Raw genomic sequence first — 26,109 nt, 5'->3', positions numbered from 1 at the left:
TTATGTCAGAAAAAATAACGTTTGTTGTGTATGCACGGATTGGACCGTCAAGAAATGAAGAAAAAATCGAAATTGATAAAGCTGAATATGAAGCTCTGGAAGATAAGGATGTGTACCTGCAAGAGTTAATTAATTCTTATCTTCCCGATCTTGTAGACAGCGGAATATATATTGAGGAGTAATTATGATTACAGATGAAGAATGGAAAAAGCTAAAAGTTGGGGATGTTATCTATGTTGTAAATGATTTATATGATTTACAGTTAACAAAAACAACTATATCAAAAATTACAAAAGCGCAACTAAAGTTAGACTATGCTGAATATTTGTATGTTCAGACTTATAACAAATCTCAATCTGATCGTTTGTTTACCAATGCATGTAATGCATATAAATATGGAATAGATCTTCTGTCAGAAAAAACAAAAAAATTACATAAAAAGATAAACGAAATAGAGTCTAATAAATCTCTTTTTACAAAGAGCTATGAACAACTGGAGCAAGAAAATGGCAAATAATTTAAATCAGTGTTTATTCACTGGCAGAATCGGGAAAATCGAGGAGCGTTACACCTCTGATAACAAGTTAATCGTTAATTTTACTATGGCAATTGGTAGCTATAAGAAGAATGGCGATAGCTATGAAGATGTCACAGATTGGGCTAATTTACGAGCGTTCGGTAAGATTGCGGAAAAAGTGCGAGATAAAGGCAAAGGTGCTTTTATTCGTGTTACAACTCGATACAAAACAGATAAATGGCAGGACCAACAAGGCAACAACAAAACAGCCATTTATTTTATAGTTGATGATTTTGAAGCGTTAACGTTCGACAAAAGCGGCAATCAGTCAGCACAACAACATAAACCACAAACATCAGCTCAGCAAAATGAGTTTATAGATGATGAGATTCCTTTTTAATCAATGACTTATAAAGTTACCCACAAAATCTGTTAATAACTCACTGAACAACCACCCTATTCTATTAATTTATTACAAATATCTGCGCTGATTATTTGGCGTGCAATGAAATAATTGAGAGAGCATTTTTTATCTTTGATTCACCAATTTTGGGGAATCAAAGTATAAATTACGAACACCCGTTTTATTAATTAACGCCAAATTTGGCGAAATATTAAAGGTGAATCCAATCATGACTACACACGAATTAAAAATAAAATCTGAATATTTCATGGACGTTGCTCGATGTCAGAAAAAAGCTGAAATACGCTACAACGATCGCAATTACAAGGTCGGGGATATTCTGAATTTGTATGAAATTGACTAAGAGCGGTAATCGTACAGGTCGTAAATGTAGCGTTATCATCTCTCACATTTTAGATGATGCAGAGTATTTGAGAGATGGTTATGTAATGTTGAGCATTGACGTAATATACTGATTTATATAGAAAGATAAGGAGAATAATTATGACTAAAAAAGCTACAGTAACTGTTTCATGTGATTTATTAAATGAATTGCTATGTGCTCAAAATGAAATTATTGTTAATTATAAAATAAATAAAGGTGAACATATTTATTGTGGTCGCTGGAACGAAGAAATTAATGATTTAATTGAAACGTACAATCAAGTCGCAGAAATACTTAATATTGAAAAAATGAAGTTGATTCCAAATAATTGAATAAACACAGCAAATTACTAAGTTTTATTTGTTGATGAGAGATGAGAAAAGATTATAGAGGTAAATAATGACAGAGTTAACAAAAAAGCAAAAAAACGTGTTAGATGCTATAAAAGAATTTATTAAAACTAATGGATACCCGCCAACTCGCTCGGAAATGGCTAGCTTTTTTAATTATAAATCCGCTAACGCAATAGAATGTTTTTTTAAATCATTACAGAAAAAGGGGCACATAAAAATCATCAAAGGGACAGCAAGAGGCATTATTGTGGTTGATAGAGAGGTGTAAGCATGGCGGAATCAATTATATTAACAGATGATGAATTACATATTTTAACAGGCAAAAAAAGAAAAAATTTACAAATACAATGGTTAAAAGAAAACAAATTTTGCTTTCATATCAATTTGCTTGGTAAACCAGTAATCTTACGTTCATCATTGAATCAAAAAGTAAGCATTGAGCAAAAACAACAGCAAGAGCCTGATTTTGGAGCTTTAAATGGCAAGGAACCGTAAAGACAAAAAAGATAATATCCTCCCTCCCCGCGTGTCAAAAAATAAATATTCATACTACCTAAAAACCAGAGAAAACAAAACCGTCACACTAGGCTCGATAAATATGAGCATGGTAGAACTGTGGGCGAAGTACGATGGGGTTATTGCTGAACAAAAAGAGGAAATGACGTTTAGTAAGCTGTGGAGCATGCACTTAAATAGCGCTGCTTTTCATAAACTGTCATCACGCTCACAAGAGGATAAATTACGAGGAGCCAAAAAAATATTACCCGTTTTTGGACATATAAACGTTAATAATATTAGACCAGAGCATATAAGACGCTATATGGACATTAGAGGCGAACAAAGCAAAGTGCAGGCAAACCATGAATTATCTTATATGTCTGTAGCGTTTGGCTGGGGGTACGAACGTGGGTATTGTAAAATGAATCCATGTTCTGGAGTTAAAAAATTCAGCATTCAAGCAAGAGATAAATATATTGAAGACATAGAGTATTACACCATTTATGATGAAGCGATCGATATACTAAAAGTGGCGATGGAAATATCGTATCTGTGCGCAGTTCGGGAGGGAGATATATTTAAACTTAAGCACAGCCAAATACTTAAAGAAGGTATTTATATAAAACAAGGTAAAACAGGGAAAAGGCAAATCAAACAATGGACAGAACGACTAACGGACGCAATTAATTTAGCTAAAAAACTGTTTCCGCCATCTTCTTCCGATTCTCTCGTGCTACAAAATAAATCAGGAGGTAAACTAATTCAGAAGACATTTAATTCATATTGGTTGGATGCAAAACGAAAAGCAGAAGAAAAGCTGGGCAGAAAAATCAATTGCACATTTCACGATATCAAAGCTAAAGCTATTTCGGACTACGACGGAGCAACTAAAGATAAACAGCTATTTAGTGGTCATAAGACCGAGGCTCAGGTTAATACATATGACCGAAAAGTGAAAATAACACCGACGTTAAACCCACCCAAAAAAGAAAATTTATTCTAACTGTATATTCTAAGTTAATTCTAAGTATTGATGATTTTAAAATAATAAGATTTTATCTTATTGATTTTATTGATTAAAAATGGAGGCGCGTCCCGGAGTCGAACCGAGGTAGACGGATTTGCAATCCGCAGCATGGCCACTCTGCCAACGCGCCTTGGAGGTCTATCTGAATAGGCTGCAAATAGTATCACTGGCTTGACTAATCGTCAAGATTAAATAGATTATAATTGCAGCAGTCACTTTATTTTTATTTGAATTTCTAAAATCTATTCATTTTTACAAACAATTATTGTTTTTCTGGATAATGATATAGCCAAGTAATATCAGAATAATTAGCAAATGCACTTGGAAATAAATAATAACCACTTAATGAAGGAAAATGAGTGTGTTTCCATTCAATATTAAAATCAGGTTGGAATTTAATAATCGAATCAAAAAGTAACGTTGTACAATAAAGATGTGTCTCTTCACGGGGTGCTAATACAAAAGCTTGTCCTTTCTTTGTTAAAAGATCATCGACTATATTTTGCTTTTGCATTTCAGATAAAAAATTAGGTCTTGCTATAGCATATGTTTCGGCTAGTTCTGGCGTTATAAACTCTGCTAAAGTTGATACAATAACTTGGTTAGGATTGTCCTCATCATCGCTAGTCGTAGCATGAATAATTCTAATTTCTGGATTGATTGATATAATCATACCAATATGTGAAAAATCTCCACCACCTAATTGATTGACAATAAGGCTATCGGTTTGAACGCCTTTTCTAAAGATCCAATCTCCTACTTTAATTAAATAAGGCAATTTAGCTGTTGAATTTGAAAAATAAACAGGCTCGCTAGCAAAAACTAAATTTACTAGCATAATAAAAATAATAAGAAAAAATCTGCAATACTTCATCAAAATTCATTCTTAATTAAAAAGGGCAAATAATATTTACCCTTTTATAATTTTTGAGAACAAAATAGTTATAATATAACTATTTTATTTAAGGTTAATTAACCATTTACCATCAGCTTTAATTACTGATATATTTCTTTCCTCTTTTTTAGTATTATCTTTAAAAAATACGGTGGTTTTCACTTTAGCCATAGTTTTTTCATCATTGGTATATTCTGCTGGTGCAGATTCAACTTTATCAAGTCCGCCATGATCATCAGTGAATTTTTCCCCACGCACTAACGCTTCTTGCATTTTACTCTTAACAAACATTCTCATATCCATATCTGTGTTATCACTATCTTTAGGAAAATTAATTAGACTCATAACTGTATCTGTATCACCTTTATAGATTGCTGTGATAAATTTTTCTGATACTTTTTCAGGAGAATCATCATTCGAGCATGCTGTTACCATAAGTGCTAATAAGAAAATGCTTAAAAACTTTATTACTAATTTCATTTTATTTCCGTTCCTAGTATTATTTATGTTTAATATTAAAATGTTAGAATTATGCTCCTAAATTGAATCCACAGAAAGAATCACAGAAAGCGCCAAAATAATACTATATAATCAAATAATTGCAAAGTAATATGGAATAATAACTACTATTTAAAATTTAAAAGGATATCTTGCCAACTTTGCTCTAATTTAGCTTCAATAATCATTGGATTATGTTGGGTTGGATGTTTGATTTCAAGTTTGCTTGCGTGTAACATCAATCGTTTGATATTAAAATAAGTTGCAAATGCACGATTTTGATGTAAATCACCATGTTTGCTATCCCCCAATATTGGATGGAAAATATGTTTCATATGGCGACGTAGTTGATGTTTACGACCGGTTTGTGGTTTTAATTCAACAAAACTATACCTTGCTGTTTCAAATTTGCCAACCTTAATCGGAACTTCAATTTTGCTGATAGATTTGTAAAATGTAACGGCATCTTGTGCTAGTTTATTCTTATTAGTAAATTTATCTGCAATTTTATCTAATTCTTCAACTAACGGGTAATCAATCACCGCTTCCCCCTCAACATAACCGCGCACAATCGCATGATACGTTTTTTCAATTTGTTTTTTTGCAAATTCTTCTGACATAATTCTTGCTACATCACTAGAAAGGGCAAACAACAAAACACCAGAGGTTGGTCTATCTAGCCTATGTATAGGGAAGACATGTTGACCGATTTGATCACGCAATGTTTGCATCACAACAACTGTTTCAGTTTTATCTAACCAACTGCGATGCACAAGCCAACCAGATGGTTTGTTAATGGCAATTAAGTCATCATCTTGATAAAGAATTTCAAACATAGAATATTTATTAAAATATCAATTATAAAAAGAGTTCTTCAAGCTCTTTAGCTATACTAGGGCCGTTATTATCACCAATGGCATAATTCGCTTTGGCTTTCACTTCATCATCAGCATTACCCATCGCAATCCCTAATCCAGCAATAGATAACATACTTATGTCATTATAACTGTCACCAAAAGCGACTATTTCGCTTAAATCAATATTTTCGTACTCTGCCCAGTGAGTTAATCCATTTCCTTTGGTATTTCCTTTAACTGCTACATCTGCTCGATTTGACCAAGACCATTCACACGAAAACATACCTAAGGAATCAACTGCATTTGAAAATTGTTGTAAAGCAGGTATATTATGACTACTTGTTGCAAATTTAAAAATAGCGTCAGATTGCTCAATAACTTTTTCAAAATCATCTACTTTTTTAATTTCAGGTTGTAAAAACTCAGGCAATGATTTAACCCACTTAAAAAAGCTTTCTAGATGATCATCTAACAATTCATAAGTCATCATTTTATCAGTATAAATTAATGTATGAATACCATATTGATTGACAAGATTTAGTAGCATTCGAGCCTGATCTTTCGTCATTGGTTTAGCGGCAAAAGCATTTTGTTTCTCAAAATCATAGAGATAAGATCCATTACAACAAATTGCTGGGGTTGATAATTTGAGCTGATAATAATAAGGATAAATTACAGAATGATGCCGCCCTGAAACTAAAATAACTTTCACACCTTTAGCTGTAATTTTTTCAATGGCCGCTATTGTTTCTGGTAAAATTAAACGATTGCCGGCTAACAACGTACCATCCATATCAAAGGCTACGGCTTTATACTTCATATAATACCTCTTTTCATTTCTGATCTTAGCTATAAAGACTGACTAAGTACTAAAAGTTCAATAAAATTATAATTCTATTTTTTGACGACCAACAAACGAATGTGATAAGGTGGTACCATCTACCATTTCGAGTTCACCACCAACTGGAACACCATGAGCTATTCTTGTTGCTGTTACATTAAACTCTGCACACATTTGCGCAATATAATTAGCTGTTGCATCACCTTCGACGGTGGGATTAGTGGCTAAAATAACTTCGCTGATCGATTCCGAAGATAGCTTTTTTTTCAATAAATCAAGACCTATATCACTAGGGCCAATACCATCTAAAGGTGATAAATGCCCTAATAATACAAAATAGCGGCCACTATACTGCCCTGTTTGTTCAATAGCTACTATATCTGCTGGAGTTTCAACCACACAAAGCTGCTCACTACTTTGACGACGAGCATTTGCGCAAATAGTGCAGGTTTCTTGTTCGGTAAAAGTTCGGCATTCCTTGCAATGGCCGATATTTATCATTGCTTCATGTAGCTCATGAGCTAATTTAATGCCACCTTGTCGATTTCGTTGTAATAAATGAAAGGCCATTCGTTGCGCCGATTTTGGACCAACGCCAGGTAAACAACGCAATGCTTCCATAAGTGATTCTAATAATGGGCTTATTTGCATGAATTATTTGGTTCCCACATATTTGAGTTTTAAGATAATAATACCTTTTTTAAAAAATCTATCAAACAAGAATTATTCTATTGTTTAATTAACTAACGATAAAATCAAAAAGATTGCAGAAAATAAGTAGGTAGGATGTTACATAACGGACAATCTATGTTATAAAAGCACATATTCAAATATATAACATTATTATGTATAAATTTTTAGGCTATCTTTTGTTCTTGCTACGATGATAACTTTTTGGTTCTTCACCTTTAAAAAGGCGCATAATGTTATTATTATGGCGAACAATAATCAAACACGAAAGCATTGCAACTGGTAAAGTAAGCTCAGGTTTGAATAACCAAACATAAAATGGTGCCATAAGAAAACCAACAACTGCAGCTACCGAAGAATATCCTGTAATTAGTAAAGTAAATAACCAAGTTAAAATAAAGCAAGCTGTAAAATCAAACCCAATTGGAGCCATCATACCTAACGCAGTTGCAACTCCTTTTCCTCCACGAAAATGAAAAAAACAGGGGAAAATATGTCCTAAACAAGCAAAAATACCAATAATACCTAAAAAGAAGGGTGTAATACCAAGCCGATATGAAATATAAACAGGAATTGTACCTTTTAACATATCAAAGATTAAAACAAAAATGGCTGGTAATTTGCCATTGAGTCGTAAAATATTGGTTGCTCCAGGATTGTGAGATCCATGTTCTGAAGGATTAGGTAAATGCATGATGCGACTAATGATCATTGCACCAGAAAGCGAGCCCAAAATATAGGCGACTATGATCATCAATACAATTAGCAATGTCAAAATACACCCCCTTTCATCAACCACACCATGCTGATAATTGCACTTAAGAATCTTACCAAACTCGTCGTAAATCCAGTTTCTGTCTATTTTCAGTACTTATTTAACTATAATATTAATTAAAGTATATAAAAAGACTGGGCGTTGTTCCTCGCCCGTTCTTTATATGCTATATTAATAATAATTCTAGACTACTTTTTGTTTTTCCAACAACGGTTTTAAATATTTACCAGTGAAGGAATGTTTAGATTTCGCAACCTCTTCTGGCGTCCCTTCGGCAATAATTTCTCCGCCACCATTACCACCTTCTGGTCCTAAGTCCACAATCCAGTCTGCTGTTTTAACTACATCCAAATTATGCTCGATAACAACGATAGTATTGCCTTTATCTCGTAATGAATGTAATTGCGTTAATAATTGTTTCACATCGGCAAAATGTAGCCCAGTTGTTGGTTCATCTAAGATATACAAAGTACGACCAGTATCTCGCTTAGATAATTCTTTTGCGAGTTTTACTCGTTGCGCTTCACCACCCGATAATGTTGTTGCTGACTGTCCAATGGTAATATAAGAAAGCCCAACATCAATCAATGTTTGCAGTTTGCGTGCTATCATTGGCACGGCATCGAAAAACTCGCGACCTTCTTCAACTGTCATATTTAAAATTTCGTTAATAGACTTTCCTTTATATTTGATCTCTAAGGTCTCACGGTTATAGCGAGCGCCATGACACTGATCACAAGGAACATAAATATCAGGCAAAAAGTGCATTTCAACTTTGATTAAACCATCACCTTGACAAGCTTCACAGCGTCCACCCTTAACATTAAAACTAAAGCGCCCTGGATTATAGCCTCGAGCTCGAGATTCTGGTACACCAGCATAAAGTTCACGGATAGAAGTAAAAAATCCAGTATAAGTTGCTGGATTAGAACGTGGCGTACGTCCAATTGGGCTTTGGTCAATCGCAATTACTTTATCAAAATGGTTAAGTCCTTTGATTGATTTATAGGGTGCTATTTCAGTTTTTTCTGCACCATTGAGTTCGTTTTGGGCAAGGGGATATAAGGTATCATTAATTAAGGTTGATTTTCCCGAGCCCGATACACCAGTGATACATGTAAATAAGCCAACTGGAATATTTAATGTCACATCTTTAAGATTATTGCCGGTTGCACCAATAAGAGATAACATTTTTTTCATATCGACTTTGGTGCGAATAGTTGGTATTTCAATTTTTTCTTTACCGGATAAATATTTTCCTGTTAAAGATGTTTTACATGCCATTATTTGTTTGGGTGTTCCCTGAGCAACAACTTCACCACCATGAACCCCTGCCCCAGGACCAATATCAATCACATAATCAGCAGCCATAATAGCTTCTTCATCATGTTCAACGACTATAACAGTATTACCTAAGTCACGTAAATGCGTTAAAGTGTCAATCAGACGAGTATTATCTCGCTGATGCAATCCAATAGAAGGTTCATCCAGCACATACATCACGCCAACAAGACCTGCACCAATTTGGCTTGCTAATCGAATACGTTGTGCTTCACCACCTGATAATGTTTCAGCGGATCTTGAAAGCGTTAAATAGTTAAGTCCAACGTTAATCAAAAATTGTAAACGATCGTTGATCTCTTTCAAGATTTTTTCTGCAATTTGAGCTCGTTGCCCAGTCAATGTCAATTTATCAAAAAAATCCTTGGCTTGTTGCGTACTTAAATCACTAATTGTTGGTAAATTTGTATCATTAATAAACACATTTCTTGCTGCCGTACATAACCTAGAACCACCACAACAAGGACAAGGTCGATGGCTAATATATTTTGCTAGCTCTTCACGGATAGTTTGTGATTCAGTTTCTTTATACCGACGAGCTAAATTATTAATAATCCCTTCAAATGGATGTTTACGCTTAACCACATCACCACGATCGTTTGAATAAACAAACTGAATTTCGGTATTACCTGAACCATTTAATAAAATGTCTTTTATCTTTTCAGGTAATTTTTCATACGGTTTATCAATGTCAAACTTATAATGATCTGCTAATGATTTTAGCATCTGGAAATAGTAAAAATTACGACGATCCCAACCTTTAATCGCACCAGCAGCTAATGAAACTTCTGGCATCTGAACAATACGTTTTTGATCAAAATATTGTTGCACACCCAAACCATCACACTCAGGGCACGCACCAGCAGGATTATTGAACGAGAATAATCTCGGTTCTAATTCAGAAATACTGTAACCACAAATAGGACAAGCAAAATTAGCCGAAAACAAATATTCTTCAGCTTGTGGATCATCCAAATTGGCGACTTTAACAATACCATTAGTGATCGAAAGAACCGTTTCAATCGACTCCGCTAAACGAAGTTTTAAGTCGTCACGAATACGAAAACGATCAACAACAATTTCAATGGTATGTTTTTTTTGCAATTCAAGAATTGGCGGATCGGAAAGATCATATACATCACCATCCACTCGTACCCGAATATAACCACTAGCAGCAAGTTGCTCGAACAGTTTAACAAACTCCCCTTTACGCTCAGTAACCACAGGGGCAAGTAGCATATAACGATTATCAGTCGGTAACGTCATGATGCTATCGACCATCTGTGATATCGTTTGTGCAGCTAACGGTAAATGATGATTTGGACAACGAGGTTCTCCAATTCGAGCAAAAAGCAAACGTAAGTAATCATAAATTTCAGTGATAGTCCCTACTGTCGAACGAGGGTTATGCGAAGTTGATTTTTGCTCGATCGAAATTGCAGGTGATAATCCTTCAATATGATCTACATCAGGTTTTTCCATCAATGATAAAAACTGACGAGCATACGCCGACAACGATTCAACATAGCGTCGTTGCCCTTCGGCATATAAAGTATCAAATGCTAACGAAGATTTACCTGATCCAGAAAGACCTGTAATAACAACTAATTTATCTCTTGGAATGGTTACATTAATGTTTTTTAGATTGTGCGTTCTCGCACCACGAATATCGATATCTTTGATTGACATAGATCTCTTCTTTTTTGTGTTTTTAAACAAAATGGATAGAAAATTAACTGTATATTATACCAGTAACATTTGATTAAATATACAACTATATAGCCGAATATAGTACTTGTCTAATTTTATACTAAAACACAGTATTACCGGAAACTTTTTGACAAAAAATAAACTAAAAATATTTATTTTTACAGCAAAAAAAAACGGTCATTAATGACCGTATTCGTTTATTTAATTTAGTATATCAATTTTGGGGTCGCATCAACAGGAATAATTGCGCCACGATATTGTATAACCGTGCCAGCCACCAAGTGCCCTTGTAATGCTGACTGAGAAGGGTTCCTTCCACTTAAACGAGCCCCAAGATAACCAGCACTAAATGAATCACCAGCGGCAGTAGTATCAATCACTTTATCTTTAGTGATTTTATTAGCAGGAACTTCAAAACGACCATCAGCAGAATCAATAATACAGCTATCACTGCCACGTTTAATAACAATTTCAGTTACACCAAATTGTTTTGTACGCTCAATAACTTGCTCATAAGGTAGCTTACCCCATAATAAATCTTCGTCATCTAATGTTAAAAATGCAATATCTGTAAAGCTAAGAATATCAGCATAAACACTACGAGCCAAATCATGACTACTCCATAAACGTGGACGAAAATTATTATCAAAAATAACTTTACCACCATTAGCTTTAACACGTTTTAAAAGATCTAATAACTTAAGGATACTTTCAGCATCTAAAATAGCAATACTAATACCGCTCAAATATACATAATCATAATGTTCAATTTGCTGAATTATTCTATCTGTTTCAGTTGTTTTCAACCAAAATTTAGCAGCAGCATCATTACGCCAATAATAAAAAGACCGTTCACCATGTTCATCAGTAACAATAGAATAAAGCCCCGGCATTTTATCAGACATTCTTTGTACTAAATCTGTTTGAATGTTTTCTGTTTGCCAACAATCTAACATTTCTTGACTGAAGGGATCGGTACCAAGCCCGGTTACATAATGTATTGAAAAATCATTATCTTTTAGTAAACGAGACAAATAAACCGATGTATTAAGTGTATCACCACCAAAACCACGCGTAGTCGAATCCTGTTTCATCGACAATTCAATCATACATTCGCCAATAACAGCTATTTTTGTAGTCATAATATACCTATCATCCTTAATCTTTTTATAAATAATCTAACGCGATTTTTACCACAACTTTGCGAACTGTTTCGATCTTATTATCAACTGCACAAAGCGGTTTATGCACTTCATTAGGTAAAAACACGATAAAATCATTTGGGTGTAATATCAACAAGGTTTCTTCTTTTGGTGTTTCAATAAAAGCAATATCATTTTCTGCTAATTTATTATCTAACACTTTTGTATATGGCGGTAACGTGTTTACTGCCATACCCTCTTGCCCAACTAAAACAATCTGAACGTCAATATATTTTTCGTGATATTCCGGATTAGCATCGTGAATATGTCGCGATGTACTATCAGATACCATAAAAAACATATTATCACCATCAATATCGTAACGCCCAACAGGCGTATTATTATTGACATTATCTTTAATATATTCAATTGATTGTTTAATTTTTTCGGGTAAATAAGGAACTAACCCTAAATGATTAATATTACCTAAAATCATACCAAATGATCCTTAAAAATATTGCTGAAAATTAATACTAATAACCAAATTAGTTGTAACTAACTTATACTATGATAAAGCTAATTAAATTGATAAAGAGTATATACATAAGTCACTTATTTTTGTAGATTATTTTTTAAGAAGTTATTTATAAATTTTTATGTTCTAATTCACATGATATACTTTAAAAATAATTATAAGGAAAATAAATAAAATGAAAATTTTTATAATAAATTTGGAAAAAGAATCTAAAAAGAGAGAAAAGATTAAAAATGAATGTGAGAAATTAAAACTAAACTTTGAACTTTACAATGCTGTGGATGGTAATAGCTTATCTGACTCATTTATTCATAACACAGTCTACGATTATCCCAATAACTTTCTAACTAAAGCCGAAATAGGTTGTGCACTAAGTCATATAAATATATATAAAAAAATCATACAAGATAATTTACCTTATGCTTTAATTCTTGAGGATGATGCTGTATTAGATAATAAATTACCTGATTTTTTAAATAGTTTTAAAACTAAAAATACTAAAAAAGGTATTTTCTTGCTGACTGCCGATTTTCACTATCTCGTTAACAAAAAATTTAACCTAGATAATTTTGAACTTTTTGAAGTAACAAAAGCAGTTAGAGCTAATGGCTATATTATAACCAATGAAGCAGCAAAAAAGTTAATTAAATTTTTATTTCCTATTCGTTATGAAGCAGATATGTTTAAAATAATTAAAGCATGTACTGGGGTCAAATTATATGCAACATTGCCTTGTCTTATAAGTACCAACGACAAGAACCTTTTAAATTCATCAATACAAGCGGAGAGAACACCACTAATCAAGCAACGTTCAGAGTATAGAAAAAAACTTTTTAAAAAAGATAAGAAAAAAAGAATGATAGCATTATGGGTTAAAAAACAATTTATTAGTAGATTTGAAAAAACTAATTATTATACGGATTAAATATTCTCTCCCTCTTTTTTAAAGGACAATAAAAATAATACAATTTTACAAGCTAGGAACAAAATAATTAATTATAGAAATTAAATGAAAGAGATATAACGCTCTCACTTTTTAAAGTCAAATGACACCAACAGCGATATAAAAATAAAAATCAAATAAAATTAACACTCTACCGAGTGTTTTTTTGACTATTGTAATAATTAAAAAAGAAATCTCAAATCGGTTATAGCAACATTTTCAAGTCAATTAAAAGACAATAGTGTGGATTAACTAAGATTTCTACTATTTCAGTTGTTAATGACAGATATAAAAAAATGAAATTATTAAATTTTTAAGATAGCGTTAGTAAGCTTAACATGTAGATGACGCTATTAATCAATGCCCTGATACTTTCGAAAATAAGTTAATTATCACAACACCAAACATAATAAATCCCATACCAATTAATGCTGCTAGATCCAAAGTTTGTTTTAGGAAGATCCATGCAATTAAGCTTATTAACACAATCCCAATTCCTGACCAGATAGCATAAGCAATACCTACGGGAATAGTTTTTAATGCTAATGAAAGTAAATAAAACGAAGCACTATAACCTACAATGGTAATGATGGAATAGATAAGGTTGGTAAATCCATCAGATAGTTTCAATGATGAAGTTGCAATAACTTCACAAATAATTGCAAAAAAAAGTAATAAATATGAGTACATCTTAATACCTATAGTTGTTAAATAAAAAGCCGATTACCTAAAATTAATGTTGAAATTTTATAACAATTAACCTCTAATTAACTGTAGAACGTTAATAGATAAAATAATATTTTATTGCCTTATTTTGATTAATTATGATCGAAAGGTAAAGATAGATAGCTATTAACGCTTGAAAAAGAGAACCTTTATAATAGTTAGGCTTCTAATTTAAAAATAAATTATTAATTATCTATAAAATAAAAACAATGCCATATACCGAAACAGATCCGCCATCTCTATATAACAACCATTATTATACCTAAAATAAAGCACTAAGTAGTACCTTTTTAGTTTTATATGATTCCTTACTTATTGATGTACCAATCTTTCTAACTAAATAAAAATATTTTCTAGTTCTATCTTTTCTGATAAAAATAGAGACAATACTTTTACACTGTCATAAGTTAGTTTATTACTAGCCAACTTACTCCCCAAGATTTGTATATTTTTACGCAGAATCATATCAAGATTATATTCGTATACAAAACATATACAAATGTATACTCACTTTAGCACAAATTAATGAAAAGCATTTCTTCGCTAAAACATATGTTTTATAAGATTTTTTATGACTGAATATAGTCCAAAATAAGAGAAATGGTGGGTTGTGAGGGGATCGAACCCGCGACCAATTGATTAAGAGTCAACTGCTCTACCGACTGAGCTAACAACCCACTTAAATATTTCCGATCATTTTATATAAATTAGATTAATAATGCAAATTATCAATCTAATTTTATTTATCAGGAATTTTGACATAAATCTCAGAAATATCAAATTTAGTATTATAATATTGTAAAAATAAAAAAGTTATAAAATTAATATCATTTATCTAACTAAAACTTGTTGTCATAATTCACATTAATTCGCAATTTAACTTTGGAGGCAAAAATGAAAATATTATCAATTACAATGCTTATCTCAATAGGATTAGTAAGCTCTTTGGCGTATGCTCATACAGCAAATGAAATTATTATCCGAGGAGGACCAGTTTATGTTAATCCTCAAGATAAAAGTGATCATGTTAAAGTAGGTGGAGTAAAAAGCGATCTAAAAGCAAAGGCAGATAACGATACCCAACTTGGATTAAACTTTCAATATATGGTTTCTGATAATATTGGTGTCGAATTGCTAGCTGCAACCCCTTTTAGCCATCAGCTTAAGTTAGGTGGTGGTAATTCAACAGGCCTTTCTGGTGCTCATTTAGGAAAAATTAAACACCTACCGCCAACATTAAGTGCTGTTTGGTATCCGCTTGATTCGCAATATGAGTTTCAACCTTATCTTGGAATGGGCATAAACTACACCTTCTTTTTTGATGAAAAACTCAATGGTGAAGCTAAAAAGGCTGGGTTCCATGGTTTAGATCTTGATAGTTCCTGGGGTTGGGCAGCACAGGTTGGTGCTGATTATACTTTCAATGAAAATTGGCTCGTTAATGCTCAAATACGTTATATTGATATTGAAACCAAAGCAACGACACATTTAGGTAATACTAAAGTTACAGCTAATTATAAACTTGATCCATGGGTTGCAATGATTGGTATAGGTTATAAATTTTAATTTAATCAGTATAAAAAACCTCTCATTTGAGAGGTTTTTAATTTAATAAACTTAAAGGCTTTTTATTGCGGTATACTGCTCTTGCAGTTTGGCTTTATCGTCAATATAACCTTGTTGTTTTTCCTTTTCTTTAGCGACCACAGCGGCTGGTGCTTTATCAACAAAGCTTACGTTAGATAGTTTGTTTTCAATACGGGAAATTTCGCCATTAATTCGCTCAATTTCTTTTTCTAAACGCGCAAGTTCGTTTTCTTTATTAATTAATCCAGCCATTGGAATAAGCAATTCAGCACCATCCACCAGTTTAGTGACAGATAATGGCCCTGCTTCACTTTCATCAAGTAAAACAATTTCGGATAATCTTGCTAGTGATTCAATAAAGTTGATATTATCACTAATAATTCTATGTACCGTTGGCGAGGCCTTTCTAATTAGTAATTGTAATGGCTTACTTGGTGCAATATTCATTTCTGCACGAATATTTCGCACTGCAATTACCACATCTTTTATCCAATTAATATCTGCTACCGCTTTGTCATTTACATGTTTTTTATCAAAAGCAGGCATTGGCTGTAACATAATAGTGTCAGCAGTTATGTGCATTAATCCTTTTACATTTTGCCAAATTTCTTCCGTAATAAATGGAATAATTGGATGAGCTAAGCGTAATAGAGCCTCTAATACTGTCACTAATGTATGACGAGCTGCACGTTGCTGTGATTGTTCGCCATTGGCTAAAATCGATTTGGTTAGTTCTAAATACCAGTCACAAAATTGGTTCCAAGTAAATTCATATAAAATATTTGCAGCTAAATCAAATCGGTAGGTATCAAATGCTTCACGATAAGATTTAACAGTTTGGTTAAATTCTGCTAAAACCCATTTATCAGCAAGAGAATAATCTAAATCTCCGCCATTAAATCCGCAATCGTGTCCTTCTGTATTCATTAACACATAACGGCTAGCATTCCAAAGTTTGTTACAGAAGTTTCGATAACCTTCTAATCGTTTTAGATCCCAATTGATATCTCGCCCTGTCGATGCTAAGGCAGCTAACGTAAAGCGTAATGCATCAGTACCATGAGCCTCAATGCCATTAGGAAATTGCTTTTGAGTTCGTTTAGCGATTTTTTCAGCTAATTGAGGTTGCATCATATTGCCCGTGCGTTTTTCTAATAATGCAGGCAGTGAGATGCCATCAATCATATCTAAAGGATCAATTACATTTCCTTTAGATTTTGACATTTTCTGCCCTTCTTCATCACGAATTAGACCTGTGACATACACCGTTTTAAATGGCACTTGCGGTTTTCCATGTTCATCTTTTATAAAATGCATGGTCATCATGATCATTCTGGCAACCCAGAAGAAAATGATGTCAAAACCGGTCACTAGCACATTCGTTGGATGAAACGTGGTTAAGTCGTCAGTATTTTCTGGCCAACCTAACGTTGAAAATGTCCAAAGCGCAGACGAGAACCAAGTATCAAGCACATCTTCATCTTGCTCTAACTCAATATCATTTGACAAATTATTTTCACGCCGTACTTCAGCTTCATCACGCCCCACATATACATTACCTTGTTTATCATACCAAGCAGGAATACGGTGTCCCCACCATAATTGACGCGAAATACACCAATCTTGGATATCATTCATCCAAGAAAAATACATGTTTTCATACTGTTTTGGTACAAATTGGATATTACCATTTTTTACAGCATCGATCGCAGGCTCGGCAAGCACTTTTGCACGCACATACCATTGATCCGTTAGCATAGGTTCAATAACAACGCCACCACGATCACCATAAGGAACAGTTAAATCATGAGGTTCAATTTTTCCTAAAATACCTAGTGATTCACATTCTGCCACAACCGCTTTACGGGCAGCAAAACGCTCTAGATTTTGGAATTGAGCAGGAATAGTAGGTTCGTAAGCATCACTTGGTTCACCATTAGTATCAAACACTTCAGCTTGCTGACGAATATCACCATCAAAGGTTAAGATATTGATCATCGGTAATTGATGACGTCGCCCTACCTCATAATCATTAAAATCATGAGCTGGCGTAATTTTTACGCACCCAGTACCTTTTGTCATATCAGCATGTTCATCACCAACAATAGGAATACGGCGATTAACAAACGGTAATATCACGTATTGACCAATCAAATCTTTATAGCGAGGATCTTCAGGATTCACCGCAACCCCTGTATCCCCAAATAAGGTTTCAGGACGAGTGGTTGCCACCACTAAATAATCTTTACCATCGGCTGTTTTAGCTCCATCTGCTAATGGATAACGCAAATGCCACATTGAGCCTTTAACTTCTCGGTTTTCGACCTCAAGATCTGAAATCGCTGTGCGTAATTTAGGGTCCCAATTAACTAAACGTTTGCCGCGATAGATAAGGTTTTCTTGATATAGTCGAACAAATACTTCTTTCACCGCATTTGATAGACCTTCATCCATGGTAAATCGTTCACGATCCCAATCAACTGAATCCCCTAAACGACGCATTTGCTTTGTAATGCTGCCACCTGACTCAGCTTTCCATTGCCAGATTTTTTCGATAAACGCATCACGACCATAATCATGACGAGTTTTGTTTTCTTCAGCGGCAATTTTACGCTCTACCACCATTTGCGTGGCAATACCAGCATGATCGGTTCCTGATTGCCAAAGGGTATTATGCCCTTGCATACGGTGATAACGAATTAAGGCATCCATAATAGTTTGTTGAAATGCATGCCCCATATGTAAACTCCCAGTTACATTTGGTGGTGGAATAGCAATACAATAACTTGGCTGTGATTTGTCACCATTAGGCTTAAAGTATCCGCTTTCTTCCCAATGTTGATAAATGGGTTGTTCAATTTCGTGTGGATTATAAGTTGTGTTTTTCATAATTAAAGCATCAATCCTGATCTAGGGCATAATAGAAAATAGCGTTTATTCTACAGTAAAATAGAAAAACAATAAATTAGCAGAACGATAATCTAAGTGGATTTAATTTATCTTTGACGATCTTATGTAAATATTGATAGTGATGAGTTCAAAATTCACCGTTTTAAAGTTAAAACGGTGAATTAAAAAAGCCAAATTATATGGTTAAAACAATAATTATTTTAATAGTCTCAGTAGGAAAAATAGCTTTTATCTACCACTATGTTGATAAATAAAATTATCAATCAATCGAGTTTTACCTATATACACGGCTAATGCACATAAGCTGTCTTGCTCAAGAGAGTCTACTGCTTTTAAGGTAGTTAAATCAACAAACTCAATATAGTCAATTTTAGCTAGCGATTGTTTTGCTATTACGTTATGCATAGCTTGGGTTATTGTAGCCACTGACTTTTCGCCTTGCTTAATTTGGTCTTTAGCACATTCAATAGCCTGATATAAACAAACCGCAGCTGCACGTTCAACTTCAGATAAATAGCTATTACGAGAGCTTTTGGCTAAGCCATCCGCTTCACGTACAATTGGACAACCTATAATATCAACATTAAAGTTTAAATCATCAACCATACGTTTAATCACCGCAAGTTGTTGAGCATCTTTTTGACCAAAATAAGCACGATCAGGTTGTGTGATATTAAATAATTTAGTTACTACCGTGCACACACCTTTGAAATGACCGAGTCTTCTTTTGCCACAAAGCGCATCGGTTAAATCATTAACATCAACATAGCTATTGAAGTTAGCATCATACATTTCACTCGCTGACGGGCAAAAAATAAGATCGACCCCCATCTGCTCGCAGGCGATTTTATCTCGCTCAAGATCTCGAGGATAGCTAGCAAGATCCTCTGAAGGGCCGAACTGTATCGGATTAACAAAAATAGTAACAATAACTTTTTGATTATCTTTTTTAGCAGCAGACATTAGGCTTTGGTGGCCTTCATGCAAATAACCCATTGTTGGCACAAGTCCAACACTGCAACCAGCTTGACGCCAAGCTTTGACTTGCTGACGCACTTGTTCAATAGTTGTTACAACCTTCATTTTAGTTACCTTTTATGCCCCATTGAAAACTCAGATTTAAGTTTTACTATTATTTCGTTATCAATTGCAAACTCATGCTCTGAAGCAGGAAATTGCTGTTCCTTAACTTCTTCACAATACTCAGAAAATGCTTTTTTCATTTGTTCACCGATTGATGCAAAAGATTTAACAAATTTTGATGAAACACCATCATACATAGACAGCATATCTTGATAAACAAGCACCTGCCCATCACAACCAGCCCCTGCACCAATACCAATAGTTGGAATACTAACTAATTCAGAAATATATTTAGCTAAATCGGCAGGAACACATTCAAGTAATATTGCAACCGCACCCGCTTGCTCAACAGCTAATGCATCAAGAATAATATTTTTAGCATGCTGATATTCTTTACCTTGAACTTTATAACCACCTAAAGCAAGCACTGATTGAGGCATTAATCCAATGTGCGCAATAACAGGAATAGATGCTTGTGTGATCATTTTAATATGCTCACAAAACGCTTGTCCCCCTTCAAGTTTAATGGCTTGCGCTTGTCCTTCTTTAACTAAACGTCCAGCATTAAAAACAGCATCGTATACCGAAGTGTGATAAGACATAAAAGGTAAATCTGTGACTACAAAAGCCGTTTTAGCTGCTCTTGCAACGGCTTTAGAATGGTGAATCATATCTTCCATAGTTACCGATACAGTACTATCATAGCCTAGCATCACCATGCCCAAAGAATCACCAACTAACAAACAATCTACACCACTTTCGTCCATCAATTTGGCAGTAGTGTAATCGTATGCTGTTAACATAGTAATTTTTTGTTTATTTTGTTTACGTTTTTGTAGTGTAAGGATAGTGTTTTTCAAGGTAACAACTCCAATTCTAATTGTCGGTAGTTTTTATTTGGATGTTTTTTACGACTAAGATTAACTAAAATTGAGGATAATTGCTTATACAACGGTTTAACATCAGTTGGTATGACAGCTAAATGCTCTTTTATTGTTTCAACATCAGCACGCTCAATCGGACCAGTTAAAGCGGCAATTGTCCCCTCTTTGCAAATATTTTTTGCATTATCTAAAAATAATCTATGCCAAGCTTGCTGACTAAATTCAGTATCAAGCTCACATTTTGTGAACAAGTCACTTCCTATTTGAGCTAATGCGATAACCTGATTGCTAAGTATTACACAAGCCGCATGATAAAGAGGCTTTTTATCAGCCGATAGTATTGCTATAGGGTTTTTCAATGGTTTTAAAAATTGTTTTAATTGGGAAATAGCTTGTTTATTTGCCTCAAGCGTAAAAAACACTTTTGACATGGCATGATAACAATCAAACCGATCATATATTGCATATAAAGGATGCAAAGAAAATGCTAAAGGATGAACTACTTGGCGAGATATAAATACGTTTGATGTTAATAATCCGCTACAATGACCAATCCATTTATTACTAATAGGTAACTGGCAAAGTGATTGCCAAACAACGGCTATTTGATGATCTGGCACTGTCAAAAACAGACAATCACAATCTTTCACCAGCTCGTTTAACGTTGAATATGCCTGACTCTGAGTAAATTTACTTGCGACTTGGGCTTGCTCGTAAGATCGACTATAAAACCCAGCGACCTGCATACCACACAAAGAAAAATACTTAGCTAAAGTGCACCCTACTTTACCAGCCCCAATAAAACCAATCATCATAATGATTATACATTTTTCATAATTGACTAATTATAGCTAAAAAAACAAAAACCAACCACTAATCAAGTCAAATTAATGGTTGGATTTTTTAATTAATTTTTATTAGTTGATTATAATTTTCAAAATAATCAAAACTTTATAAGAATGGTTATTATATGTAATTTGTACAAAAATGTTACAAAATTTTTACCATAAATTTATTTATCTCATCTAAAAACAAATTACCGTATTTTTCTAACTTAATTTTACCTACGCCCGTAATATTAATTAACTGCTTTTTACTTTCTGGTTTAGTTTGAACCATTTCTAACAATGTCGCATCACTAAAAATAACATATGGCGGTACATTTTCGACATCAGCAATATCTTTACGCAACCGCCTAAGATTATTAAATAAAATTCGCTCTTCGTGAGATAAAATTGCTGTTAGATTAATGGATCTTGCATATCGATTTATGCGGCTTTTTTTCACAAGTTCTAAACGAGGTTTAGCCAATGATAATGGAATTTCGCCTCTAAGTATTAGACGAGCTTTTTGTGTGAGTTGAAGTGTTGTATAAGTTGATATATTTTGACTTAAATAGCCCAAATACACTAACTGCCTAATAACACTAAGCCAATAGTTTGCAGAGTGTTCCTTACCGATACCATAAACCGATAATTTATTATGCCTCATTTCTTTAATATGAACACGACCAGATCCCCTTAAAACATCAATTATATATTGCGCTCCATAACACTGTTTAACGCGATAAACACAAGATAAAACTTTCTGCGCATCAATTAAACCATCATAAAGCTCAGGGGGATACAAACAAATATCGCAGTTATTGCAAGGCTCAGTCCGTTCTTCGCCAAAATAATTAAGCAAAACAGTACGCCGACAAGTCAAACTTTGTCCAAAAGCCGCCATCGCACTAATCTTTTGTAATTCTACATCTTTATGCTTACCATCTTTTTTTTCGATAGTTTTTTTCTGATACCACTCAAGATCTTTATTATTAAACAGCAGTATCGCCTCGGCAGGTACGCCATCACGCCCTGCTCGACCTGTCTCTTGATAATAAGTTTCAATCGTTCGTGGACAATCCGCATGCACAACAAAACGCACATTAGGTTTATTAATCCCCATACCAAATGCAACGGTTGCGACAATAATTTGCACATCATCTTTTAAAAAAGCATCTTGTGCTCGTTGACGCTCTTCGCTAGACAAACCTGCATGATAAGCCATAACAGAAAAACCACGAGCAGCAAGCTTAGTGGTGATATCTTCGACCCTAGAACGGCTTGAACAATAAATAATGCCTGGATTACCTTTTTGCGTTCCAATAAACGAAACTACCTGCTCAATCTGATTAAATTTTTCAGTAACAGTATAACGAATATTAGGTCGATCAAAACTTCTTACCACAACTAAAGGATCAACCAAATTAAGTTGATTTATAATATCAGATTGCGTCAACTTATCGGCAGTAGCGGTCAAGGCAACGATCGGCACATTAGGAAGACGAGTAGAAAGTTGACCTAATTGTCGATAATCAGGCCTAAAATCATGCCCCCATTGAGAAATACAATGCGCTTCATCAATAGCAATTAACGAAGGTGGTTGTTCATTAATTAAAGTAGAAAAACTATACATGCCCAATCGCTCAGGCGAGACATATAGCAACTTTATTGATTTATTTAAATATTTTTCAATCACTTCTTGTTGTTCTGTCGCTGATTGAGAAGCATTAAGATATGCAGCATCAATACCATTAGCTAATAATTGATCGACCTGATCTTTCATCAAAGAAATTAAAGGTGAAACAACAATGGCAGTACCAGATAATAAAACCGCAGGAATTTGATAACATAAAGATTTACCCCCACCTGTAGGAATAATCACTAAAGTGTCACGCCCATCGATAATAGATTCAATAATTTCTCTTTGCTGGTTTCTAAATGTTTTATAGCCAAAAACATTTTGCAGAACATCTTCAATCTGATCTTTTATCGACATACAAACCTAAATACGAACGTTTAACGAAATGCGTCGAGTATAGCTAAATTAAATAAAACACACCACTATGAACTTACATAAACTTACAATTCATTCCAAAAACAAAAAAAATTCTTAGAAAAATTTGTAGTGTTTGTATTGAATAATTCTATTAGGAATATTTTAAAATCGAAAAATTATGTTCATAATACAGCCAACTCAATTCAACAGATTAAAAAAACAGCTATTTCTTATTTTTTTACTTGATACAAACCGATTTGCCAGTTAATATTTGTGTGTTTCAATTATACGCCCGTAGCTCAGTTGGTTAGAGCATCACCTTGACATGGTGGGGGTCAGTGGTTCGAGTCCACCCGGGCGTACCATTCTAAAGTCTTACACGAAAAGGCTTCGCAAGAATTAATCATCATTTCAATTTTATTGACGGGGTAAAACTGGGGTAAAACTCACGCCATTTTTAACAAATTTATTGCGACTCACCTCCCGATTCTTCACTTTAAATTCACACTCCAAAAAAATATTAGTTTATGATGAATAAAACTAACTAATCTTACATAACATGATAACAATAAACTACACACTACCAATTTACATACGCCAAACGCCAGACGATTACGAAATAGAAATCACGGGCGAATGCTACATTATCAACAGCGACGACGAGAACAATTTTGTGCTATATCAAACGCAGAAAACACTATATGGTATCGCCGATTTTGTGATGTTAGAAGATGCTGTTGAGTATTGTAAGTTGAAGATTGATAGTGTGTTTGTTAATATCTCAATTATCTAATTAACTCGAATAGTCCTATGAAATACATACATATAATTAAATTTTTAATGACTCACGATTTGACGCATTTGAAAGAGTGTTGGCAGGCTGAAGTCACAAATAATAAAAAAATAAACTTCTATCAATTATTAAAATTATTCGTTAAACCAATATATAATAAAAAAAAGTATTTATTTTGGTGGCGTTTAGCTAATGAAATGTATATATGTGGAAATAAAAAACAAAAAGAAATCGCCCGGAAAATACAAAAAAAATTAATATATAGATTTAAAATTGATATAGAGCTAGGAACAAAAATTGGTAAAAATTTAATATTAGCCCATCCGTACTCTATAACAATAACGAAAAACACGGTGATAGGAGAAAACTGTTACGTTCTACAAAATATAACAATTGGTGGTGCAAATGAACCGATTAAAATAATAATTGGTGATAATGTTTCTATTGGTGCCAATTCCGTGATTTTGGGTGGTGAAATAAAAATAGGTAATAATGTAAAAATTGGTGCAATGTCATTTGTAAATAAAGATATTCCAGATAACTGCACTGTTTATACGCAAAAAACAAATACAATTATCCAGAATAATTGATTTTTGCTATGGTTTTTCTGGCCAATCAATTTCTGGCGCAGCATCAACATCAATACGATTTAATAACGCACGATATTTTTTCCACGTCGCATACAATGCTTTTTCTTCATCAGTTACTATTTCTGTGTCGATTGCATCTTGTAGATAATCAATCTGTGAGCTAGCTTCGCTTAATAACTGTCTTTTCTGTGCTGCTGCTACAGCTACATAGTGCTGATGCTGTTTATTTTCATCTAACACCCATTTTTCACCGCCCCAAGAATCAAACTCAGAATTGGGTTTTAACAGCGTTTTTATTGCCGCCTATACGGCGTTAAGGTGTTTCATCAACGTCGTGACGTTGCAACAAAATTTTATTGCCGCCTATACGGCGTTAAGGTAACGCTCAATCTACCATAATGTTTACTGTTATTTTATTGCCGCCTATACGGCGTTAAGGCACGCAAATGATGCTGAACTGAAATTTAAAAATTTTATTGCCGCCTATACGGCGTTAAGGATTTTGATCAGCAGTATAATATAAATCATCATTTTTATTGCCGCCTATACGGCGTTAAGGTGTATTAAATGAGCATGGTTTTAATCGTGACTTTTTATTGCCGCCTATACGGCGTTAAGGGTGGACAAGCAGAGGTATTGCCTGATTTAGAATTTTATTGCCGCCTATACGGCGTTAAGGATATTTGGAGGGGCGTCGTGAGATGATGCAGTTTTTATTGCCGCCTATACGGCGTTAAGGGCAACGACAGCAGCGCAAGTATCCGAAGCTCATTTTATTGCCGCCTATACGGCGTTAAGGTAGAACTCAAGATTTGATAAATCTTGTTATATAAAGATAAACAACAATTTTGGCTTTAAAAACCCTTTTTTTAAGCTGTTTTTTAATATGTTGATTTTATTTGATTTTAAATTTTCGTTAAAAAAAGGGTTTAGAGCGGTTAATTTGTTGTTATTAGGGCGCTGTTCGTGGTTTTGTTGGTTTGTTTTATGTTGGCGCTTTGCTTAGGTTGTGTAAGTGATTGATTTAGCTTGAAAACGACAAGACAAAAACTTCAATAAAATCAATAGTCTACCGGAGCGATTTTTTGTGGTTTTTGCAGTGTTTTTTATAAAAAAGTGACTCATAAAAGCCACTTAAGGTTATGTTGTCTGTCTTATTACGGCGTTAGACAAATTTGTCTGGAACAAATTTGAACATCTGAGCATAGCGAAGATGGCCTCGTAGAGGCGAGTATCAGGATGATACGAGTATTGCCGTAGGCCACATTCTGTAGCCTTGCGAGGGGTTTTTAGGGGATTTCGCAAA

General features: G+C 33.9%; 28 protein-coding genes, 3 tRNA genes and 1 CRISPR repeat array. Of the genes, 13 read left to right on the top strand and 18 right to left on the bottom strand.

What is annotated here, in order from left to right; all coding sequences use genetic code 11:
• From A9G31_RS11800 to A9G31_RS06040, 8 genes are all read left to right on the top strand, one after another.
• Positions 1-182, top strand: a 182-nt coding sequence (locus A9G31_RS11800; protein WP_065559984.1) for a hypothetical protein, incomplete at its 5' end; no start/stop codon positions are given.
• 2 nt (positions 183-184) lie between these two features.
• Positions 185-517: a hypothetical protein gene (locus A9G31_RS06070; RefSeq protein ID WP_065559985.1), complete on the top strand. Its 333-nt coding sequence runs from the start codon at positions 185-187 to the stop codon at positions 515-517.
• Complete coding sequence (locus tag A9G31_RS06065) at positions 507-917, top strand: single-stranded DNA-binding protein (RefSeq protein WP_065559986.1); 411 nt, start codon at positions 507-509, stop codon at positions 915-917. The genes A9G31_RS06070 and A9G31_RS06065 overlap by 11 nt, the downstream gene beginning before the upstream one ends.
• Before the next feature lie 232 nt (positions 918-1,149).
• Positions 1,150-1,284 (top strand): DUF3850 domain-containing protein, encoded by a 135-nt coding sequence (locus A9G31_RS11415; RefSeq protein ID WP_081299346.1) that lies wholly within the window; start codon positions 1,150-1,152, stop codon positions 1,282-1,284.
• A gap of 140 nt (positions 1,285-1,424) precedes the next feature.
• Positions 1,425-1,637 carry a hypothetical protein gene (locus A9G31_RS06055; protein WP_065560896.1) on the top strand — a complete coding sequence of 71 codons (213 nt, stop codon included), beginning with the start codon at positions 1,425-1,427 and terminating at the stop codon, positions 1,635-1,637.
• A 67-nt stretch (positions 1,638-1,704) separates the two neighbouring features.
• A complete protein-coding gene (locus tag A9G31_RS06050; RefSeq protein WP_065560895.1) occupies positions 1,705-1,926 on the top strand; it encodes a hypothetical protein in 222 nt (73 codons plus the stop codon).
• 2 nt (positions 1,927-1,928) lie between these two features.
• Complete coding sequence (locus A9G31_RS06045; protein ID WP_065560894.1) at positions 1,929-2,153, top strand: DUF4224 domain-containing protein; 225 nt, start codon at positions 1,929-1,931, stop codon at positions 2,151-2,153.
• Positions 2,137-3,159: an integrase gene (locus A9G31_RS06040; protein ID WP_065560893.1), complete on the top strand. Its 1,023-nt coding sequence runs from the start codon at positions 2,137-2,139 to the stop codon at positions 3,157-3,159. The genes A9G31_RS06045 and A9G31_RS06040 overlap by 17 nt, the downstream gene beginning before the upstream one ends.
• 80 nt (positions 3,160-3,239) lie before the next feature.
• Here A9G31_RS06040 and A9G31_RS06035 read toward each other — a convergent pair.
• The 10 genes from A9G31_RS06035 to A9G31_RS05990 all read right to left on the bottom strand — a co-directional run bounded on the left by A9G31_RS06035 (position 3,240) and on the right by A9G31_RS05990 (position 12,428).
• Positions 3,240-3,313, bottom strand: a tRNA-Cys gene (locus A9G31_RS06035).
• Positions 3,314-3,445: 132 nt separating this feature from the next.
• The gene (locus A9G31_RS06030) at positions 3,446-4,021 is read right to left on the bottom strand and encodes a hypothetical protein (protein ID WP_218056390.1); all 576 of its coding nucleotides are present in this window, start codon (positions 4,019-4,021) and stop codon (positions 3,446-3,448) included.
• A gap of 120 nt (positions 4,022-4,141) precedes the next feature.
• Positions 4,142-4,558 (bottom strand): DUF4878 domain-containing protein, encoded by a 417-nt coding sequence (locus A9G31_RS06025; RefSeq protein WP_065560891.1) that lies wholly within the window; start codon positions 4,556-4,558, stop codon positions 4,142-4,144.
• Positions 4,559-4,704: 146 nt separating this feature from the next.
• The gene (gene truC, locus A9G31_RS06020) at positions 4,705-5,412 is read right to left on the bottom strand and encodes a tRNA pseudouridine(65) synthase TruC (protein WP_065560890.1); all 708 of its coding nucleotides are present in this window, start codon (positions 5,410-5,412) and stop codon (positions 4,705-4,707) included.
• Between the two features lie 22 nt (positions 5,413-5,434).
• A complete protein-coding gene (locus tag A9G31_RS06015) occupies positions 5,435-6,253 on the bottom strand; it encodes a pyridoxal phosphatase (RefSeq protein WP_065560889.1) in 819 nt (272 codons plus the stop codon).
• A gap of 66 nt (positions 6,254-6,319) precedes the next feature.
• Positions 6,320-6,925 (bottom strand): recombination mediator RecR, encoded by a 606-nt coding sequence (gene recR, locus A9G31_RS06010; RefSeq protein ID WP_065560888.1) that lies wholly within the window; start codon positions 6,923-6,925, stop codon positions 6,320-6,322.
• 211 nt (positions 6,926-7,136) lie between these two features.
• Positions 7,137-7,739, bottom strand: coding sequence for a glycerol-3-phosphate 1-O-acyltransferase PlsY (gene plsY / locus A9G31_RS06005; protein ID WP_075524119.1), 603 nt, complete (start codon positions 7,737-7,739; stop codon positions 7,137-7,139).
• 183 nt (positions 7,740-7,922) lie between these two features.
• Positions 7,923-10,763, bottom strand: a complete 2,841-nt coding sequence (uvrA, locus tag A9G31_RS06000) for an excinuclease ABC subunit UvrA (protein WP_141671396.1) — start codon at positions 10,761-10,763, stop codon at positions 7,923-7,925.
• Between the two features lie 233 nt (positions 10,764-10,996).
• Positions 10,997-11,932 carry a sugar kinase gene (locus A9G31_RS05995; RefSeq protein WP_065560886.1) on the bottom strand — a complete coding sequence of 312 codons (936 nt, stop codon included), beginning with the start codon at positions 11,930-11,932 and terminating at the stop codon, positions 10,997-10,999.
• 25 nt (positions 11,933-11,957) lie between these two features.
• On the bottom strand, positions 11,958-12,428 hold the full coding sequence (locus tag A9G31_RS05990) for a YhcH/YjgK/YiaL family protein (RefSeq protein WP_065560885.1): 471 nt from the start codon (positions 12,426-12,428) through the stop codon (positions 11,958-11,960).
• A gap of 214 nt (positions 12,429-12,642) precedes the next feature.
• Between A9G31_RS05990 and A9G31_RS05985 the strand changes: the two genes are divergently transcribed.
• Positions 12,643-13,392, top strand: coding sequence for a glycosyltransferase family 25 protein (locus A9G31_RS05985; protein ID WP_065560884.1), 750 nt, complete (start codon positions 12,643-12,645; stop codon positions 13,390-13,392).
• Between the two features lie 375 nt (positions 13,393-13,767).
• Here the strand turns inward: A9G31_RS05985 and A9G31_RS05980 are convergent, their stop codons facing one another.
• Both A9G31_RS05980 and A9G31_RS05975 read right to left on the bottom strand, forming a co-directional pair.
• Complete coding sequence (locus A9G31_RS05980; RefSeq protein WP_065560883.1) at positions 13,768-14,100, bottom strand: DMT family transporter; 333 nt, start codon at positions 14,098-14,100, stop codon at positions 13,768-13,770.
• Between the two features lie 637 nt (positions 14,101-14,737).
• Positions 14,738-14,813: transfer RNA gene (locus A9G31_RS05975), tRNA-Lys, on the bottom strand.
• A 217-nt stretch (positions 14,814-15,030) separates the two neighbouring features.
• Here A9G31_RS05975 and A9G31_RS05970 point away from each other — a divergent pair.
• Positions 15,031-15,702, top strand: coding sequence for an OmpW/AlkL family protein (locus tag A9G31_RS05970; protein WP_065560882.1), 672 nt, complete (start codon positions 15,031-15,033; stop codon positions 15,700-15,702).
• A 51-nt stretch (positions 15,703-15,753) separates the two neighbouring features.
• Here A9G31_RS05970 and A9G31_RS05965 read toward each other — a convergent pair whose 3' ends face one another.
• From A9G31_RS05965 to recQ, 5 genes are all read right to left on the bottom strand, one after another.
• A complete protein-coding gene (locus tag A9G31_RS05965) occupies positions 15,754-18,612 on the bottom strand; it encodes a valine--tRNA ligase (RefSeq protein WP_065560881.1) in 2,859 nt (952 codons plus the stop codon).
• A gap of 249 nt (positions 18,613-18,861) precedes the next feature.
• On the bottom strand, positions 18,862-19,716 hold the full coding sequence (gene panC / locus A9G31_RS05960; protein ID WP_065560880.1) for a pantoate--beta-alanine ligase: 855 nt from the start codon (positions 19,714-19,716) through the stop codon (positions 18,862-18,864).
• 5 nt (positions 19,717-19,721) lie between these two features.
• Positions 19,722-20,576, bottom strand: coding sequence for a 3-methyl-2-oxobutanoate hydroxymethyltransferase (gene panB / locus A9G31_RS05955; protein ID WP_065560879.1), 855 nt, complete (start codon positions 20,574-20,576; stop codon positions 19,722-19,724).
• Complete coding sequence (locus tag A9G31_RS05950) at positions 20,573-21,415, bottom strand: Rossmann-like and DUF2520 domain-containing protein (protein WP_065560878.1); 843 nt, start codon at positions 21,413-21,415, stop codon at positions 20,573-20,575. Before A9G31_RS05950 ends, panB begins: the two co-directional genes overlap by 4 nt.
• Before the next feature lie 175 nt (positions 21,416-21,590).
• Positions 21,591-23,420 carry a DNA helicase RecQ gene (gene recQ, locus A9G31_RS05945; RefSeq protein WP_065560877.1) on the bottom strand — a complete coding sequence of 610 codons (1,830 nt, stop codon included), beginning with the start codon at positions 23,418-23,420 and terminating at the stop codon, positions 21,591-21,593.
• A gap of 288 nt (positions 23,421-23,708) precedes the next feature.
• On the opposite strand from recQ, the gene A9G31_RS05940 reads away from it, so the two are divergent.
• From A9G31_RS05940 to A9G31_RS05935, 3 genes are all read left to right on the top strand, one after another.
• Positions 23,709-23,785: transfer RNA gene (locus A9G31_RS05940), tRNA-Val, on the top strand.
• 194 nt (positions 23,786-23,979) lie between these two features.
• A complete protein-coding gene (locus A9G31_RS11615) occupies positions 23,980-24,213 on the top strand; it encodes a hypothetical protein (protein ID WP_141671395.1) in 234 nt (77 codons plus the stop codon).
• A 17-nt stretch (positions 24,214-24,230) separates the two neighbouring features.
• Positions 24,231-24,803 carry a serine O-acetyltransferase gene (locus A9G31_RS05935; protein ID WP_065560876.1) on the top strand — a complete coding sequence of 191 codons (573 nt, stop codon included), beginning with the start codon at positions 24,231-24,233 and terminating at the stop codon, positions 24,801-24,803.
• 6 nt (positions 24,804-24,809) lie between these two features.
• Here the strand turns inward: A9G31_RS05935 and A9G31_RS05930 are convergent, their stop codons facing one another.
• Complete coding sequence (locus A9G31_RS05930; RefSeq protein ID WP_065560875.1) at positions 24,810-25,043, bottom strand: tail fiber assembly protein; 234 nt, start codon at positions 25,041-25,043, stop codon at positions 24,810-24,812.
• Between the two features lie 51 nt (positions 25,044-25,094).
• Positions 25,095-25,602: direct repeats of the CRISPR family, unit length 28 nt; unit sequence TTTTATTGCCGCCTATACGGCGTTAAGG.
• Between the last annotated feature and the right edge of the window lie 507 nt (positions 25,603-26,109).

It is taken from the genome of Gilliamella sp. Gris1-4 (assembly GCF_001690335.1).
Taxonomy (GTDB): domain Bacteria; phylum Pseudomonadota; class Gammaproteobacteria; order Enterobacterales; family Orbaceae; genus Gilliamella; species Gilliamella apicola_P.
The sequence above is the reverse complement of the archived record's forward strand: the minus strand, read 5'-3'. Positions and strand labels throughout refer to the sequence as shown.

Coding starts and splice junctions, on each gene's coding strand:
- A9G31_RS06070 (WP_065559985.1), top strand. CDS start 185: ATGATTACAGATGAAGAATGGAAAAAGCTAAAAGTTGGGGATGTTATC.
- A9G31_RS06065 (WP_065559986.1), top strand. CDS start 507: ATGGCAAATAATTTAAATCAGTGTTTATTCACTGGCAGAATCGGGAAA.
- A9G31_RS11415 (WP_081299346.1), top strand. CDS start 1,150: ATGACTACACACGAATTAAAAATAAAATCTGAATATTTCATGGACGTT.
- A9G31_RS06055 (WP_065560896.1), top strand. CDS start 1,425: ATGACTAAAAAAGCTACAGTAACTGTTTCATGTGATTTATTAAATGAA.
- A9G31_RS06050 (WP_065560895.1), top strand. CDS start 1,705: ATGACAGAGTTAACAAAAAAGCAAAAAAACGTGTTAGATGCTATAAAA.
- A9G31_RS06045 (WP_065560894.1), top strand. CDS start 1,929: ATGGCGGAATCAATTATATTAACAGATGATGAATTACATATTTTAACA.
- A9G31_RS06040 (WP_065560893.1), top strand. CDS start 2,137: ATGGCAAGGAACCGTAAAGACAAAAAAGATAATATCCTCCCTCCCCGC.
- A9G31_RS06030 (WP_218056390.1), bottom strand. CDS start 4,021: ATGCTAGTAAATTTAGTTTTTGCTAGCGAGCCTGTTTATTTTTCAAAT.
- A9G31_RS06025 (WP_065560891.1), bottom strand. CDS start 4,558: ATGAAATTAGTAATAAAGTTTTTAAGCATTTTCTTATTAGCACTTATG.
- truC (WP_065560890.1), bottom strand. CDS start 5,412: ATGTTTGAAATTCTTTATCAAGATGATGACTTAATTGCCATTAACAAA.
- A9G31_RS06015 (WP_065560889.1), bottom strand. CDS start 6,253: ATGAAGTATAAAGCCGTAGCCTTTGATATGGATGGTACGTTGTTAGCC.
- recR (WP_065560888.1), bottom strand. CDS start 6,925: ATGCAAATAAGCCCATTATTAGAATCACTTATGGAAGCATTGCGTTGT.
- A9G31_RS05995 (WP_065560886.1), bottom strand. CDS start 11,932: ATGACTACAAAAATAGCTGTTATTGGCGAATGTATGATTGAATTGTCG.
- A9G31_RS05990 (WP_065560885.1), bottom strand. CDS start 12,428: ATGATTTTAGGTAATATTAATCATTTAGGGTTAGTTCCTTATTTACCC.
- A9G31_RS05985 (WP_065560884.1), top strand. CDS start 12,643: ATGAAAATTTTTATAATAAATTTGGAAAAAGAATCTAAAAAGAGAGAA.
- A9G31_RS05980 (WP_065560883.1), bottom strand. CDS start 14,100: ATGTACTCATATTTATTACTTTTTTTTGCAATTATTTGTGAAGTTATT.
- A9G31_RS05970 (WP_065560882.1), top strand. CDS start 15,031: ATGAAAATATTATCAATTACAATGCTTATCTCAATAGGATTAGTAAGC.
- A9G31_RS05965 (WP_065560881.1), bottom strand. CDS start 18,612: ATGAAAAACACAACTTATAATCCACACGAAATTGAACAACCCATTTAT.
- panC (WP_065560880.1), bottom strand. CDS start 19,716: ATGAAGGTTGTAACAACTATTGAACAAGTGCGTCAGCAAGTCAAAGCT.
- A9G31_RS05950 (WP_065560878.1), bottom strand. CDS start 21,415: ATGATGATTGGTTTTATTGGGGCTGGTAAAGTAGGGTGCACTTTAGCT.
- recQ (WP_065560877.1), bottom strand. CDS start 23,420: ATGTCGATAAAAGATCAGATTGAAGATGTTCTGCAAAATGTTTTTGGC.
- A9G31_RS11615 (WP_141671395.1), top strand. CDS start 23,980: ATGATAACAATAAACTACACACTACCAATTTACATACGCCAAACGCCA.
- A9G31_RS05935 (WP_065560876.1), top strand. CDS start 24,231: ATGAAATACATACATATAATTAAATTTTTAATGACTCACGATTTGACG.